The sequence below is a fragment of the Ureibacillus sp. FSL W8-0352 genome, assembly GCF_038004345.1.
Taxonomy (GTDB): Bacteria; Bacillota; Bacilli; order Bacillales_A; family Planococcaceae; genus Ureibacillus; species Ureibacillus thermosphaericus.
The window spans coordinates 250,032-264,040 of the sequence record NZ_JBBOQT010000001.1 but is presented as its reverse complement, the minus strand read 5'-3'; the positions used below and the strand labels follow the sequence as shown (position 1 = coordinate 264,040).

General features: G+C 39.0%; 16 protein-coding genes. 1 reads left to right on the top strand and 15 read right to left on the bottom strand.

Features of this window, described 5'->3' with window-relative positions:
- Positions 1 to 59: 59 nt before the first annotated feature.
- From tkt to yneA, 4 genes are all read right to left on the bottom strand, one after another.
- Positions 60 to 2,054: a transketolase gene (gene tkt / locus NST98_RS01330; RefSeq protein ID WP_340714197.1), complete on the bottom strand. Its 1,995-nt coding sequence runs from the start codon at positions 2,052 to 2,054 to the stop codon at positions 60 to 62.
- A gap of 129 nt (positions 2,055 to 2,183) precedes the next feature.
- Positions 2,184 to 2,414 carry a DUF896 domain-containing protein gene (locus NST98_RS01325; RefSeq protein ID WP_016836873.1) on the bottom strand — a complete coding sequence of 77 codons (231 nt, stop codon included), beginning with the start codon at positions 2,412 to 2,414 and terminating at the stop codon, positions 2,184 to 2,186.
- A 66-nt stretch (positions 2,415 to 2,480) separates the two neighbouring features.
- Complete coding sequence (locus tag NST98_RS01320; RefSeq protein WP_340714196.1) at positions 2,481 to 3,137, bottom strand: YneB family resolvase-like protein; 657 nt, start codon at positions 3,135 to 3,137, stop codon at positions 2,481 to 2,483.
- Positions 3,124 to 3,465, bottom strand: coding sequence for a cell division suppressor protein YneA (yneA, locus tag NST98_RS01315; protein ID WP_340714195.1), 342 nt, complete (start codon positions 3,463 to 3,465; stop codon positions 3,124 to 3,126). Before yneA ends, NST98_RS01320 begins: the two co-directional genes overlap by 14 nt.
- A 167-nt stretch (positions 3,466 to 3,632) precedes the next feature.
- Between yneA and lexA the strand changes: the two genes are divergently transcribed.
- Positions 3,633 to 4,250 (top strand): transcriptional repressor LexA, encoded by a 618-nt coding sequence (gene lexA, locus NST98_RS01310; protein ID WP_016836870.1) that lies wholly within the window; start codon positions 3,633 to 3,635, stop codon positions 4,248 to 4,250.
- A gap of 51 nt (positions 4,251 to 4,301) precedes the next feature.
- Here the strand turns inward: lexA and NST98_RS01305 are convergent, their stop codons facing one another.
- The 11 genes from NST98_RS01305 to NST98_RS01255 all read right to left on the bottom strand — a co-directional run bounded on the left by NST98_RS01305 (position 4,302) and on the right by NST98_RS01255 (position 13,996).
- Positions 4,302 to 5,006 carry a gamma-glutamyl-gamma-aminobutyrate hydrolase family protein gene (locus NST98_RS01305; RefSeq protein WP_340714194.1) on the bottom strand — a complete coding sequence of 235 codons (705 nt, stop codon included), beginning with the start codon at positions 5,004 to 5,006 and terminating at the stop codon, positions 4,302 to 4,304.
- Between the two features lie 361 nt (positions 5,007 to 5,367).
- Positions 5,368 to 5,613, bottom strand: coding sequence for a hypothetical protein (locus NST98_RS01300; RefSeq protein WP_340714193.1), 246 nt, complete (start codon positions 5,611 to 5,613; stop codon positions 5,368 to 5,370).
- A gap of 361 nt (positions 5,614 to 5,974) precedes the next feature.
- Complete coding sequence (locus NST98_RS01295; protein WP_340714192.1) at positions 5,975 to 6,262, bottom strand: hypothetical protein; 288 nt, start codon at positions 6,260 to 6,262, stop codon at positions 5,975 to 5,977.
- Between the two features lie 95 nt (positions 6,263 to 6,357).
- Entirely contained in the window at positions 6,358 to 7,113 is a 756-nt protein-coding gene (locus NST98_RS01290; RefSeq protein WP_340714191.1) for a prepilin peptidase, read from the bottom strand.
- Positions 7,114 to 7,141: 28 nt separating this feature from the next.
- Entirely contained in the window at positions 7,142 to 7,831 is a 690-nt protein-coding gene (locus NST98_RS01285) for a potassium transporter (RefSeq protein WP_340714190.1), read from the bottom strand.
- The gene (locus tag NST98_RS01280; protein WP_340714189.1) at positions 7,828 to 8,415 is read right to left on the bottom strand and encodes a hypothetical protein; all 588 of its coding nucleotides are present in this window, start codon (positions 8,413 to 8,415) and stop codon (positions 7,828 to 7,830) included. Before NST98_RS01280 ends, NST98_RS01285 begins: the two co-directional genes overlap by 4 nt.
- Positions 8,412 to 9,389: a type IV pilus biogenesis protein PilM gene (gene pilM / locus NST98_RS01275; RefSeq protein WP_340714188.1), complete on the bottom strand. Its 978-nt coding sequence runs from the start codon at positions 9,387 to 9,389 to the stop codon at positions 8,412 to 8,414. Before pilM ends, NST98_RS01280 begins: the two co-directional genes overlap by 4 nt.
- Positions 9,390 to 9,507: 118 nt before the next feature.
- The gene (locus tag NST98_RS01270) at positions 9,508 to 9,954 is read right to left on the bottom strand and encodes a prepilin-type N-terminal cleavage/methylation domain-containing protein (protein WP_340714187.1); all 447 of its coding nucleotides are present in this window, start codon (positions 9,952 to 9,954) and stop codon (positions 9,508 to 9,510) included.
- Positions 9,955 to 10,066: 112 nt separating this feature from the next.
- Positions 10,067 to 11,275 (bottom strand): type II secretion system F family protein, encoded by a 1,209-nt coding sequence (locus tag NST98_RS01265; protein WP_340714186.1) that lies wholly within the window; start codon positions 11,273 to 11,275, stop codon positions 10,067 to 10,069.
- On the bottom strand, positions 11,272 to 12,315 hold the full coding sequence (locus tag NST98_RS01260) for a type IV pilus twitching motility protein PilT (protein WP_340715640.1): 1,044 nt from the start codon (positions 12,313 to 12,315) through the stop codon (positions 11,272 to 11,274). The genes NST98_RS01265 and NST98_RS01260 overlap by 4 nt, the downstream gene beginning before the upstream one ends.
- 13 nt (positions 12,316 to 12,328) lie before the next feature.
- Positions 12,329 to 13,996, bottom strand: a complete 1,668-nt coding sequence (locus NST98_RS01255) for a GspE/PulE family protein (RefSeq protein WP_340714185.1) — start codon at positions 13,994 to 13,996, stop codon at positions 12,329 to 12,331.
- Positions 13,997 to 14,009: the final 13 nt, after the last annotated feature.

Here is a 14,009-nt window from a genome sequence, read left to right as displayed (position 1 = left end):
CTTCTATTTCACTAAAAAAAGAGGATACCCTCTATATAGAAGATATCCTTCTTTCACCATTATAATGCTTTTACTTTTGCCACTACATTGTCGACAGTAAATCCGTATTTTTCCATTACCACTTCTCCTGGGGCACTTGCACCGAACTTATCAATCGCAAGTACATCTCCTTCAGTGCCAACATATTTATGCCAGCCTAAAGAAGAACCCATTTCAATAGCCAATCGTTTTGTCACCGCTTTTGGCAACACAGATTCTTTATATTCATCAGATTGCTGTTCAAATCGATCAACAGACGGCATCGATACAACCGATACATCGATACCATCTTCACGTAATTTCTCTTGGGCTTTCACCGCTAATGCTACTTCAGAACCTGTAGCGATTAGAATAGCATCGGGTGTATCTTTTGTCGCTGGTGATACGACATATGCACCTTTTGCAACACCTTCTTTAGCTAGAGCTGCTGTATTTTCAAGCACAGGCAAGTTTTGGCGTGAAAGCACTAAAATTGTTGGTTGATTTGTTGATTGAATGGCAAGTCTCCATGCTTCTTTTGATTCATTTGCATCAGCAGGGCGAATTACAGAAACATTTGGCATAGCACGGAAAGATGCTAAATGTTCAATTGGCTCATGTGTTGGCCCATCTTCTCCTACAGCGATTGAGTCGTGCGTGAACACATAAGTAACTGGTAGTCCCATCAATGCAGATAAGCGAACTGCTGGTCGAATATAATCAGAGAAGACGAAGAATGTACCACCAAATACTCTTAAACCACCATGTAGCGCCATACCGTTTAAAGCTGCACCCATCGCAAACTCGCGCACGCCAAACCAAATATTGCGACCTTCAGGTGTTTGCGCTGAAAAATCGCCTCCACCTTTAATTGTTGTTTTGTTAGAACCAGCAAGGTCGGCACTTCCTCCAAAGAAATAAGGCACTTTTTTCGCTAATGCATTAATTACATCGCCAGAAGATGAACGAGTCGCAATAGATTTTCCAGGCTCATATGCAGGAATCTCTTCATCAAAATCTTCTGGAAGTTCATTATTCATAGCTTTCATAAATTGCTCTGCTAATTCTGGATATTCCTTTTTATAGTTTTCAAATTTCTCGTTCCATTCTGCCTCAGCCTGTACACCGTTTACTTCAGCAGCTGCTTTGAATGTTTCATACACTTCTTCCGGAATTTCAAACGGCTCGTGCTTCCAGCCATAGAATTCCTTCGTTAACTGAACTTCGTCAGCTCCAAGTGGTGCACCGTGAACATCGGATTTTCCAGATTTATTTGGTGAACCATAACCAATTACTGTTTTTATTTCAATTAATGTTGGTTTCCCTTTTGACTGCTTTGCTTGTGCAATGGCGTCATTAATTGCATCCACATCTGTGCCATCTTCTACACGAATATAGTTCCATCCACAAGCTTCAAAACGCTTTTGAATGTTTTCAGAGAAGGCTTTTGAAAGATCGCCGTCTAATGAAATATCATTTGAATCGTACAGTAAGATTAATTTTTCAAGTTGTAAATGTCCTGCTAATGAAATAGCTTCGCCAGCAACGCCTTCCATTAAATCTCCATCACCGCAAAGAGCAAAAGTATAATGATCTACTATTTCATGACTAGGTTTATTGTATATAGCTGCTAAGTGACGTTCAGCCATCGCCATACCAACAGCCATTGCAATACCTTGTCCAAGTGGGCCAGTTGTTGCTTCAACCCCTACTGTGTGACCGTACTCAGGATGCCCAGGCGTTTTTGAACCCCATTGGCGGAAATTTTTGATTTCTTCCATATCTAAGCCATATCCACCTAAATGGAGAAGGCTGTATAATAACATGGAACCGTGTCCTGCGGAAAGAATAAAGCGGTCGCGGTTAAACCATTTTGGGTTTTTTGGATTATGGCGCATTTGTTTCGTCCATAATGTGTATGCCATTGGAGCTGCACCCATTGGAAGACCTGGATGCCCAGAGTTCGCTTTTTCAATGGCGTCAATTGATAAAGTTCGGATTGCGTTAATTGCGAGTAAATCCGCTGTAGTCGTCATATGATTGACATCCTTTCTCGTGCTAAATATTTGTTCCGTATTCAGTTTAGACAACATTTACAGAGAAAACAATCTAATTTTTAGGAATGTCATATTTTTTACTTTAGATAGCAATATACTTATAACTCGTTAATTTAATTTATTGCGGCGAAGCTGTTTTATTTTATCCGGTGTGACATCGTTACCTTCGATATCATATACTTGCACATTTTCAATCGTCTTTCTAAATGACTCACGGAAAGCCTCTAAATATTCTTTCCTTAACATTGTGCGCTCTTTCGCTTCTTCTTCTGTTAATTTGCCCTCCTTCGCTTTTCTCGTCAATTCATTGATGCGGGCAATTTTTTCTTTAGACAACATTCCATTCACACCTTTCCTTTTCAATACATAAAAGGATATGCAAAAAAGACTCGAAGTGCAAGTAGATTAATCTTCGAGTCTTTCTTTATATTCCATATATCTGCGATGAACAGTTGCTTTACTTACCTCATATCCTAAACCTCTCAAAATTGAAGCAATTTCTTGGAATGTTAACCCCTTTTCCCGTAAATTGACAACTTCTTCAATCGGAACATCAATCCGTTCTCTCCCTTCACGTTTATGTTTATTTTTAAAATTCCGTTCAGGGCGATATCCGTTTTCCACTGCTCGACGCATTCCTCGTTTTATTTTGGCATTATGTATTTTCCGCTGATATTCTTCAACAATAGCTAAAATTTCTAACAGCATCGTATCCATTTCATTCATTGTTAATGGACCGGCATCATTAAGAGAAAATATTTCTATATCGCTTTTTTTTAGCAAATGCAATACTGCAACGCGGGCATGTCCACGGCCTAAACGCGTTTCATCTTGAACGAAAACACTTCCAATATTGTGTTCCACAATATAATCCATCATTTCGAGCAACCCTTCTCGGTTTACATCATATCCGCTATGTTGATCTTCGAAAATATTGACTACTTGAAACCCTAATTGTTGGGCATAGATTGAGAGTTCCTCTTTTTGTCGTTCTAATGAAGTTTCTTGCTCGTTTTTTTCAGTGCTTACCCTTGCATATATAACCGCTTTATTTTCTTTCATTGTCTTTTACAGCTACCTTTATTGATTGAATTTCTTCTTCATTCATCGCAATATAGATTGCATCTTTCGGAATAGGAATCATTAATGTCTCACCTGCAATGATATAATCAACGTTGATGTTGTTTTCCTTCGCTACTGTTCGAATCCATTCCTCCGTCGTCATATATCCTTTATAGCGCTCTGCTAATGTCCAAAGCGTATCGCCTTCTTTAATTGTAATTTGTTCAAACGTCATATCTCCATCATCTGTAATGAAAATATAAGCAATAATGAGTAATGTTACAATAGATAGAATTTTAATATAATGATTCTTCTCTAACCAACTCATTTTCCGTTCCCCTTTTCTCGAATGTTTGTTCGGAATATCTGTTCTTAATATAATACGAACGTACGTTTTTGTCAATAGGTTTTTCGAACTTGTGTTTGCATTGTTCGAGATGTGCTGTTATACTATATGTAAAATATGTAAAACTATTCACATTAGAGGTGACCAACATGGAGAAATTATCAAAAAGACAAAAGGATATTTTAGAATTTATAAAAGAGGAAGTTCGAGCAAAAGGGTATCCTCCATCCGTTCGCGAAATAGGTGAAGCAGTTGGGCTTGCCTCTAGCTCAACAGTACACGGTCACCTTACGCGCCTAGAACAAAAAGGATATATTCGGAGAGATCCTACTAAACCTCGAGCAATAGAAATATTGGATAGTGACGAAGTGGTTCAAAAACAGCCAGTTGTCCATGTGCCATTAGTCGGTAGAGTAACTGCTGGTAGTCCAATTACAGCGATTGAAAATATAGAAGAATATTTTCCGCTACCTGCTACATACGGAACAAGTGAAGATCAGCTGTTCATGCTAGAAGTAATGGGAGATTCGATGATTGAAGCCGGTATTTTAGATGGAGATTACGTCGTTGTGAAAAAGGCATCTACTGCAAACAACGGAGAAATTGTAGTTGCCATGACGGAAGAAAATGAAGCGACTGTGAAACGATTTTATAAAGAAAAGAATTATTTCCGCTTACAACCTGAAAACTCTTCTATGGAACCAATCATTGTCGATAATGTCACGATTTTAGGAATTGTAGTTGGTTTATATAGAAAATTTCATTAATTACTAGAAAAACTCGCAAACTATTCATCTGAATGCGAGTTTTCTTCATTATTATTCTTTTGTACAAGCAGCAACAAATGCTTTGAATAATTTTATTGCTCCTTCCTCACCATTAAAAGCCAGCTCTTCTGGATGCCATTGAACACCGATGCAAAATGGTGAAGTTTTATGTTCTACCGCTTCCACGATACCGTCGCTAGCCACTCCGACAATTGTCAGGTCTTCTGCAATTTCTTTTACAGCTTGATGATGGAAGGAATTCACTGCTATTTTTGTGGAGCTTACAACTTGCTGCAATTTACACTTATCTTGAAGATGAACAAAATGGGATGTTTCGGAACGATGAGAATTTTGGGTATGCAGAAGAATTTCTTTTTCATTTTGTGAGTAAATATCTTGGATAATTGTCCCACCTAGCGCTACGTTTAACACTTGCAATCCACGGCAAATTGCAAGAATCGGGATATTTCGTTGAAGTGCAATCTTTGTCCATTGAATTTCCCTTTCGTCACGCTTTGTTACAACTCTCCCCAATTTTGGAAGCGGTTCTTCACCAAAAAAAATGGGATTGATATCTCCTCCTCCTGTGAGCAATAATCCATCGATTTTATTTATCAATTGTTCTCCATCTTCTTCTGAAATATAAGGAAGGCAAATTGGAATTCCACCTGCATTGAGAACGGCTTGCACGTATGAATCATTTACCCGATATGTTCCCCCCTCCCAATCCATTGTTATACCTATAATTGGTTTCATATAGTCATCCCCCTTGCCATTATATTATGTAATATATTTTATTATATTTGAATTGTATAGGAATATTTTGGTATTTTTTGAGTATTCATTTTATAGGAGACTCTTTGCATAATTGTGAATCTTTACACAAGCGAAACGAATTATTTGCTCCTGATACTTCATATCTGCGCAAGTGGGCACCCTTTTCGCACAAGAATACTCTATCTACACTAGTGGGCACTCTAAACATGTTGTTTTTTTTATCTGCTCAAGTGGACACCCCTTTTATACACACATGTTGGTATTATTTGCACTTTATTCGCACAAGTGGCTGTTCTATCTACACAAGCAAGTACTCTATTCGCACAAGTGGCTGTTCTATCTACACAAGCGGGTACTCTATCTGCACATGTTGGTACCCTATCAACACAAGCGGATACCTATTCGCACATGTTTCAACTTTATCTACACGAGCGGACACTCTATCTGCACAAGCAAGTACTTTATCCGCACGAGTTGCCACCTTATCTACACAAGCAGACACCCTATCCGCACGAGTTGCCACCTTATCTACACAAGCAGACACTCTATTCGCACATGTTTCAACTTTATCTACACAAGCAGACACTCTATCTGCACATGTTGGTACCCTATCTACACAAGCGGATACCTATCCGCACGAGTTGCCACCTTATCTACACAAGCGGACATTCTATCTGCACAAGTTGGTACCCTATCTACACAAGCAGACACCCTATCCGCACGAGTTGCCACCTTATCTACACAAGCGGACACTCTATTCGCACAAGTTGCCACCCTATCTACACAAGCAGACACCCTATTCGCACATGTTTCAACTTTATCTACACAAGCGGGTACTCTATATGCACAAGTTGGTTCCTTATCTACACAAGCGGACACTCTATTCGCACATGTTTCAACTTTATCTACACAAGCAGACACTCTATCTGCACATGTTGGTACCCTATCTACACAAGCGGATACCTATCCGCACATGTTTCAACTTTATCTACACGAGCGGGTACTCTATCTGCACAAGTTGGTTCCTTATCTACACAAGCAGACACCCTATTCGCACATGTTTCAACTTTATCTACACGAGCGAACACTCTATCTGCACAAGCAAGTACTTTATCCGCACGAGTTGCCACCTTATCTACACAAGCAGACACTCTATTCGCACATGTTTCAACTTTATCTACACAAGCAGACACTCTATCTGCACAAGCAAGTACTCTATCCGCACAAGTTGCCACCTTATCAAGCTTCCAAAACCTAACCTCACACACTATTGTTTTAACCCAAACAAAAAAGCACCACCCAAAATAGGTGATACTCTCCTTGATGAATTTTAATGAAACAACCACCAATACCACCGGATGATTGTATCGCCGTAAAAATACACGATGACCGCTGCCAATGCAATGGACGGGCCAAATGGAACAGGAGTTTTGCGACCTTGATTTCGCACCGATAACACAATCATACCGACAATCATGCCGATGACGGATGCTAAAAATAAAGTTAGCAAGGTTTTCAAAGTCCCTAAAACCAGACCGATTAAGAAAAATAGTTTAATGTCGCCGCCACCCATTCCTCCTTTTGAAATTACCGCTATCAAAAGCAATATTCCAAAACCTATCACCGCACCAAGAAAAGCATCCCACCACGGTTCAATCGGCGAAAGAATGCGACCTAAGATTAGCAATGGTAAAAAGAAAAGAAGCACTTTGTCCGGAATAATCATATATTTTAGGTCAGATACGACAATGATCACTAATAATGAAATAAAGAAAAGCGCAATGGCCAATTCAATGGACAATCCGAGCTGTATATAACTAAATGTAAACAGTAAACCTGTTGCAAGCTCTGAAACTACATAAATCGGCGAAATCTTCGCTTCACACGTCCGGCATTTTCCTCGTAACCATATGTATGAAAATACAGGAACTAAATCAATCGCAGTCAGTCGCCTTTGACAATTCGGACAATGGGATGGTGGAGTAATGATTGACTCTTTCTTAGGAATTCTTAGGCCTACAACGTTAAAAAATGACCCAAACACAATTCCAAATAGAAAGAAAAAAATTCCATACACAATTTCCATGTAAAGCGCTCCTCACAAAATCGATTGACTATTCATCTCCTTCATAATAGAAGGTTGTCACTTGAACAGTTGCTTCGATGCTATCCACTGGATCCTCAGCGAATTCATTTTCTTCCCCAGGCAGAGAAAAATTGATAATATCAATATGCATAATACGTTCTATTTTTTCAATTTCTTTAATAAAATGGACTAGATGCTGGAAATCTGGGGATTCCACATTGACTTCAAATGTAATTAATTTTAACTCTGGAGGTAAAGATTCTTTTGCAATTGTCGAAACAGGTCTTTCGTTTGAAGACGTTTCTTCCCCAGAGTCATCTACATTTTCACTGTCTTCTGTTGGAGCGTTAGGGTCTTCCAACTCGGAATTAGAAACAAGCGTATCGTAGTTGTTAAAATCAACCGATAAAATTTTTGTGCCCGATACATATTGAGTTTCTTCTATATTTAATATGAGATCATCTAAATTTCTTGTAGCAGGAACTTTCTGACGCATTTCAAAAAGCGTTGTTTCGTCAATGCTTTTACTAGCATTAATCTCCTCAATTTGTTGTTGAATTGTGGTCATTTCAGAGCGAGTCGAAGCAATGGACGTTTCGAGTGAGGCGACTTCCTCTTTTTTCGGTAAAATAACGTAATAATATACAGCAAATAACAGTGCTGCTACGAGGGCAATAATCAACAAGGTGGATGAATTTTTGCCACTTGTTAATTTCATCTGTCAACACCTCCAGCAGCTAAATATTGTTGATCGATAAAGAGCGTAAATACTACTTCATATCGAGGAATTTCGTTGAAGTTTGTTGCGTCATCCTCTTCCTCGAGATCACTAGGATCAAAATGTTCTATGGAAGTCACTTGCACATCTTTGAAGTAAGCGCTTCCTGTTAGTCGAGACAAATAGTTCGCTATGTCGCTTAATGTTTCAAAGTCCATTGTTACCTCTGCTGTCTTTGCGTCAAATGTATATTCCCTTAAATAAGAATGTCCCGTCTGCAAACGAATCGTTTCATCGATTATGGGTGAAACTGGATACGAAATTGTCTCAACAAATTCAATGGATTGCTTTAACGAACCTGTGTTAACGGTCATGCTGTCGAGTTCTTCTTGCAATTGATTCCGCTCTGCAATCACTTGTTGTTCTTCGCTTCGCAAATGTGCAATTTCGCCTCGAATTTTAAAATATTGGAACACAAAAAAAGCAACGAGAAGTAAAACAACAATTGTTAAGAGAATATAGAGATTTTTCGATGCGGACTGCCTTTTATCGACTCTCGGCAACAGGTTAATATCTGGGATCATGATTTAACCTCCTTTAAGGCCAGTCCCATTAACGATGCATGTTTTGCCTTCAATTCGGGATAATATTGTTGAATAAACGAATCATTAATTAATTGCATAGGTAAATCAAAACTTTGTTGCAGAAAAGAATGAATTTCATCAAGATAGGGGTTATCCCCCATGACGATGATTTCATCGACTCCCTTTTCTCCTTTATTTAAAGAGAAACGGAAGAAATTCATGATGCGATCGAGCTCTAACACCTGGTCTGAAATGAGCATGCGATAATCTTCAAATTCGCCAATGTACGAAAAATCGAGATGGTGCTCGTCCGTTTGTTCCGCTTTCCAACCGTTCAAATCCGTTTCAATCGGTTGGAAGCGTTGGAACTCCACATTTCCTTTGGAATAAATGGTAATGGACAATTCATTAATCAGCCAATTGGTCAGTAAGTATGTTTTCTCGTCATCCAAAAGGTTCAGCGATTCGAGCAGTCGCAAATTGCAAAGGGCCCGAACATCCGCCGCTTCCGGATGCATCGAAATATCTAAAAATAAATGTATGTATTTATTCACTTGTTCAGAGCTTGCGGCAAACAGCATCGCCTTGCCGTCCCCTTCTTCCGGGTCAAACACATCAATAAGGGGCTCTTCAAATGGAAGATGAATGGAGTAACCTATTTCCATTTCCGCGTATTCTCTTAATTTAGTTGCTTCAATATCATTCGGATGTTCAAAAGATTTTAATAGAATGAAAGAATCCGGAACGAGAAAACGAACATGTTGGTTTTTCCCACCCCATTTGGGAGCGTATTTTTTTAAGAGTTCATACAGAGTCAACTCATCTTTTACGTCAGATTCTTCAATTACCCCTTCTGGAATGGCAAACTCCACTACTTTCGCCTGCGATAGATCTGATCCCTTCATTACAAGGGAGCGAAGTACGTAATCATTGATTTCAATGGATACATGAGATTTTTTCTTTCGACTAAACATACGCAGGCCTCCTTTTAAGTAAGTTAGTAAAATTTTTTCTGATATTTAAAATTTAATTGCCTAATGAGACAACTAACCAAGTATGGGTTAGTTGTCTGATAGGGAATTAATTATTTAATTATTTTGTAAAACTAAAAGAATCAGTAGGGTCAGGGCTATCAATTTTTAAATTATCTACTGTTGCCCCTGAAATTTTTACTGTTTTGCCTGCAACTGTTATTGTCTTGTTATCTGAAAGAGATAATGAATTTGGTGAACCTTTAGTTACTTGAACTGATTCCTTTACTTCATCTAATACTCCCCACGTATCAACATAATCTTTTAACTGAGTATATCCTACAGTTTTACCGTTAGTTTCTCCTTTATCAGCAAAATAAATATTAGCTGCTGATAATACATTCGCAACATCAGCTTTTGCGGATTTAATCTCACTATTGTTAATAATATTCCCGATAGCCGGTATTGCAATTGCTGCAACAATTGCTAAAATTACAACTACTGCTAACACTTCGACTAACGTTAAACCTTTTTCATTTTTCAAACGTTTTTTCAATAATTTTAACATATAAAAACCTCCTTTAGGATTAGCATGTAACTCGTTATGACTTAGTTCGGACTACACTTTTACCCGTTAACCTCACCCCCTTAAAATAGTCTGAAACTATTAATCTATTTTCCTACATTTGTTCATACAAGCTGAACATCGGCAAGAAGATGGCTGCAACGATTCCACCTACGATTACTGCCAGAAATAGAATCATGATAGGTTCAATTAACGACTTTAACGTATCCACATTGCGTTCCACTTCTGCCTCATAAAATTCCGCAACTTTTTCTAGCATATAATCGAGAGAACCCGTAGATTCTCCAATCGATATCATCGATGTGACAAGCGGTGGAAATAACCAACTTTTCGCTAAAGGTTCTGATAGTGGACTCCCTTTTTCAAGACTATCTCTTGCTTCTCTTACAACTTGTGAAATCACCGGATTCCCGACCACTTTTTCTACAATCGTTAGACTTTGCAAAATCGGTACTGCACTACTAAACAATGAAGACAAAGTGGATACCATCCGTGCAATAACAGATTTTTGCAATAGTGGACCAAATATTGGAAATTTCAACAATAAATAATTCATCATATAGTGAAACACTTTATTGTTTTTATAAAGAAAATAAGACAGCACAATTGCGATTACAAGAATACCAAGTACTACCCACCAAAAATTTCGTAACCAATCGCTAATTTTGATGGTGATGATGGTAACTGTTGGCAACTCTGCCCCCATGCTTTCAAAGGATTCAGTAAATGAAGGAACAATAAAGACCATCATAAATATGGCTACTGCAATAGTTAAAACAAGCAATATTAACGGATAAGTCATCGTCGATTGAATCTTTTTCTTTAAGTTGTATTGCTTTTCGAAGGTTGTAGCCAATTTATCCAAAGTAATATCCATATTCCCCGATACTTCTGCGGAAGCGATCATGTTAGTAAACAATTCGGGAAACACTTTCGAATGTTTTTTTGTCGCATCGGAGAAGGAAATCCCCGTTCGAATATCCTCCTCCACCATCTCCAAGGCTTTTTTTAACGGCTTGCTCTTTGTTTGGCGAGATAATATATTTGTAGAATCAACAATCGATACACCTGCGCGAATCAGCGTAGCAAATTGTCGGCAATAGATGACGAAATCCTGGTTTTTTACTTTTCCCCCACCGAAATTCAGCTCTTTGTCAAGGATGCTCGACGATTGATTGACTTCCCGAGGGTTGATGCCTTTCTCCCGAAGTTTTGCAATCGCAGCTTTTTTACTTGTTGCATCGATTTTGCCTTTTATGACTTGACCTGTTTTCGTCCTTCCTACATACCTGTAAATGGTCAATGGTAATCACCAACGTTCATGTAAGGTTTCACTTCCTCAAACGACACGATGCCTCTTGAAAGCAACTCTTGAATTGAATGTTGCAACGTATGCATGCCTAGTGCACGGCTCGTTTGCATGATATTTTGAATTTGGTGAATCTTTTCGTTGCGAATTAAATTTGTCACTGACGGCACAGCCACAAGAATTTCGGTTGCTGCTACACGGCCGCTTCTATCTTTTCGAACGAAAAGTCGTTGGGAAATTATTCCTTGCAACACATTAGCAAGTTGATTGCGAATTTGATTTTGCTGATGTGGTGGAAACACATCGATAATACGATCAATCGTTGTCGGTGCACTGGATGTATGAAGTGTACCAAACACTAAATGCCCTGTTTCTGCAGCAGTAATTGCAGTTGATATCGTTTCTAAATCCCGCATTTCTCCAACGAGAATGACATCTGGGTCTTGACGAAGAGCAGCTCTTAGTCCTGTTGCAAAATCTTTTGCATCAATTCCAATTTCCCGTTGATTGACAATGGATTGATTATGTTGATGAATAAATTCAATCGGGTCTTCTAGCGTAATGATGTGTTTTGCCTTCGTTTCGTTGATATGGTGAATCATTGCTGCCAACGTAGAAGATTTACCAGAACCTGTAGGCCCCGTTACGAGCACAAGTCCTTGTGGTTTATCCGCCAAATCATATAACACTTTCGGCATTCCGAGCGATTCAATGGTCGGGATTTTCGTTGGAATTAATCGAAAAGCTAATGCTGGTGCATTTCGTTGATGATAAGCATTGACACGGAATCGAAAATTTTCGTTAAAAGCGTAATTAAAATCTGCATCTCCTTTTGAACGATATTCTTCTAATTTGTTATCCGGAATAATAGCGTTCACCATGTCAATAATCTCTTCAGCAGTCAACTCGGAATCTCCAAACCTTTCTAATTGACCGTGAATTCGGTACACTGGTGGAGTTCCAACCGTAATGTGTAAATCTGAAGCATTGTATTCATAAGTTTTTTGTAGTAAATCTTGGATTGAATATCCCATCGCATATCCCTTTCTATTCAACCGTTGCTACGCGTAGTACTTCTTCTGTCGTTGTCAAGCCATTTAATACCTTTAAAAATCCGTCTCCAAGTAAAGTTCGATAGCCTTCCCGCTTCATGTAGTCCATGATGGTTGGAATTCCTTTTCGTTGTAAAATGTAATCTCTCACCGTACGATTAATTGGTAAGATTTCATGAATTGCAATTCGGCCTTTATATCCCGTGTGGTTACATGCGGGACATCCTCGACCTCGAAGCACCTTATCAATTTGCAATCCTTCCCTAGAAAAGATTTCCTTTTCTCGAAGGGTTGCAGATACTGTTTCTGCGCAGTCGCGACATACCCTTCTTACTAATCGTTGTGCAATAACTCCTACGACAGAAGAAGCGATTAAAAACGGTTCTATTCCCATGTCCTCAAGTCGAGAAATCGATTCAACGGCACTATTAGTATGAAGGGTGCTTAAAACTAAGTGACCAGTAAGGGACGCTCGAGTTGCAATTTCTGCTGTTTCGGTATCCCTTATTTCCCCAATCATTACAATATCTGGGTCTTGACGGAGGATGGATCGCAACCCTGCCGCAAATGTTAATCCAACCTCTTCTTTTACTTGAATTTGATTGATTCCCTCGAGTCGATATTCCACTGGATCTTCAACGGTAATAATGTTTACCCCTTCTTGGTTCAGTTCAGATAAAGCGGCATACAATGTCGTCGATTTACCTGAACCGGTTGGACCGGTGATTAACACGATGCCATTTGGTCTTGAAATCATGTTACGGAATAATTGTTCGTTTTGTTTACTAAATCCTAATTTATCGATACTTGTAGCCGCATTGCTCAAATCGAGAATACGCATAACGATTTTTTCACCGTAAATCGTCGGCAATGTCGATAAGCGAATATCCACCGGCCGGAAATTAACGGTCATTTTAATGCGGCCGTCTTGTGGTATACGATTCTCAGTAATATTTAAATTCCCCATAATTTTAATGCGGGCTGTCACCATGTTTTGCATATGTTTTGGAAGGGAACGCTCCGTTCTGAGCACACCATCTATCCGGTACCTTACCCGAAATTCCGTTTCTTGCGGGTCAAAGTGAATATCACTTGCCTTTTGCAATACCGCATTGGAAATTAATTGGTTTACTAATCGAACAATCGGTGAATCGTCATCGGTGATTTGCTGATCTACTGTTTCTTGAGCGGTGATATTTAAATCAGCCATCGCCGCATCCATCGATTCTTGTAAATCATAATATTTCGCAATGGTTCTGTATAAATCATCTTTCGCAGCTATCCCCGTCTCGATGTGACATCCAGTTGCCATTCGAACCTCTTCTATAGCAAAATAATCCATCGGGTCTGCCATTGCGATAAACAATCGATTTTTATCTCTGCGAATGGGCATAATTTGTGCTCGTTTTGCCAACTCTGCAGGCACTAACTGAAGTACTTCTGGATCGATTCGATATTGGCTTAAGTTTATATGCGGAACACCTAATTGAAACTCAAGCACTTCAATTAATTGTTGCTCTGTTAAAAAGTTTTCTCGGATTAAGAAATCCCCTAATTTTTCGTTGCTCGATTTATTTTTTAGTGCGTATTCAAGTTGCTCAGTTGATATAACCCCTGCTTCAACGAGCAGATCCCCTAATCGCTTCCGATTTTTCGTAATCATTTTGCCCTCTCCT

Coding starts and splice junctions, on each gene's coding strand:
- tkt (WP_340714197.1), bottom strand. CDS start 2,054: ATGACGACTACAGCGGATTTACTCGCAATTAACGCAATCCGAACTTTA.
- NST98_RS01325 (WP_016836873.1), bottom strand. CDS start 2,414: ATGTTGTCTAAAGAAAAAATTGCCCGCATCAATGAATTGACGAGAAAA.
- NST98_RS01320 (WP_340714196.1), bottom strand. CDS start 3,137: ATGAAAGAAAATAAAGCGGTTATATATGCAAGGGTAAGCACTGAAAAA.
- yneA (WP_340714195.1), bottom strand. CDS start 3,465: ATGAGTTGGTTAGAGAAGAATCATTATATTAAAATTCTATCTATTGTA.
- lexA (WP_016836870.1), top strand. CDS start 3,633: ATGGAGAAATTATCAAAAAGACAAAAGGATATTTTAGAATTTATAAAA.
- NST98_RS01305 (WP_340714194.1), bottom strand. CDS start 5,006: ATGAAACCAATTATAGGTATAACAATGGATTGGGAGGGGGGAACATAT.
- NST98_RS01290 (WP_340714191.1), bottom strand. CDS start 7,113: ATGGAAATTGTGTATGGAATTTTTTTCTTTCTATTTGGAATTGTGTTT.
- NST98_RS01285 (WP_340714190.1), bottom strand. CDS start 7,831: ATGAAATTAACAAGTGGCAAAAATTCATCCACCTTGTTGATTATTGCC.
- NST98_RS01280 (WP_340714189.1), bottom strand. CDS start 8,415: ATGATCCCAGATATTAACCTGTTGCCGAGAGTCGATAAAAGGCAGTCC.
- pilM (WP_340714188.1), bottom strand. CDS start 9,389: ATGTTTAGTCGAAAGAAAAAATCTCATGTATCCATTGAAATCAATGAT.
- NST98_RS01270 (WP_340714187.1), bottom strand. CDS start 9,954: ATGTTAAAATTATTGAAAAAACGTTTGAAAAATGAAAAAGGTTTAACG.
- NST98_RS01260 (WP_340715640.1), bottom strand. CDS start 12,315: ATGGGATATTCAATCCAAGATTTACTACAAAAAACTTATGAATACAAT.
- NST98_RS01255 (WP_340714185.1), bottom strand. CDS start 13,996: ATGATTACGAAAAATCGGAAGCGATTAGGGGATCTGCTCGTTGAAGCA.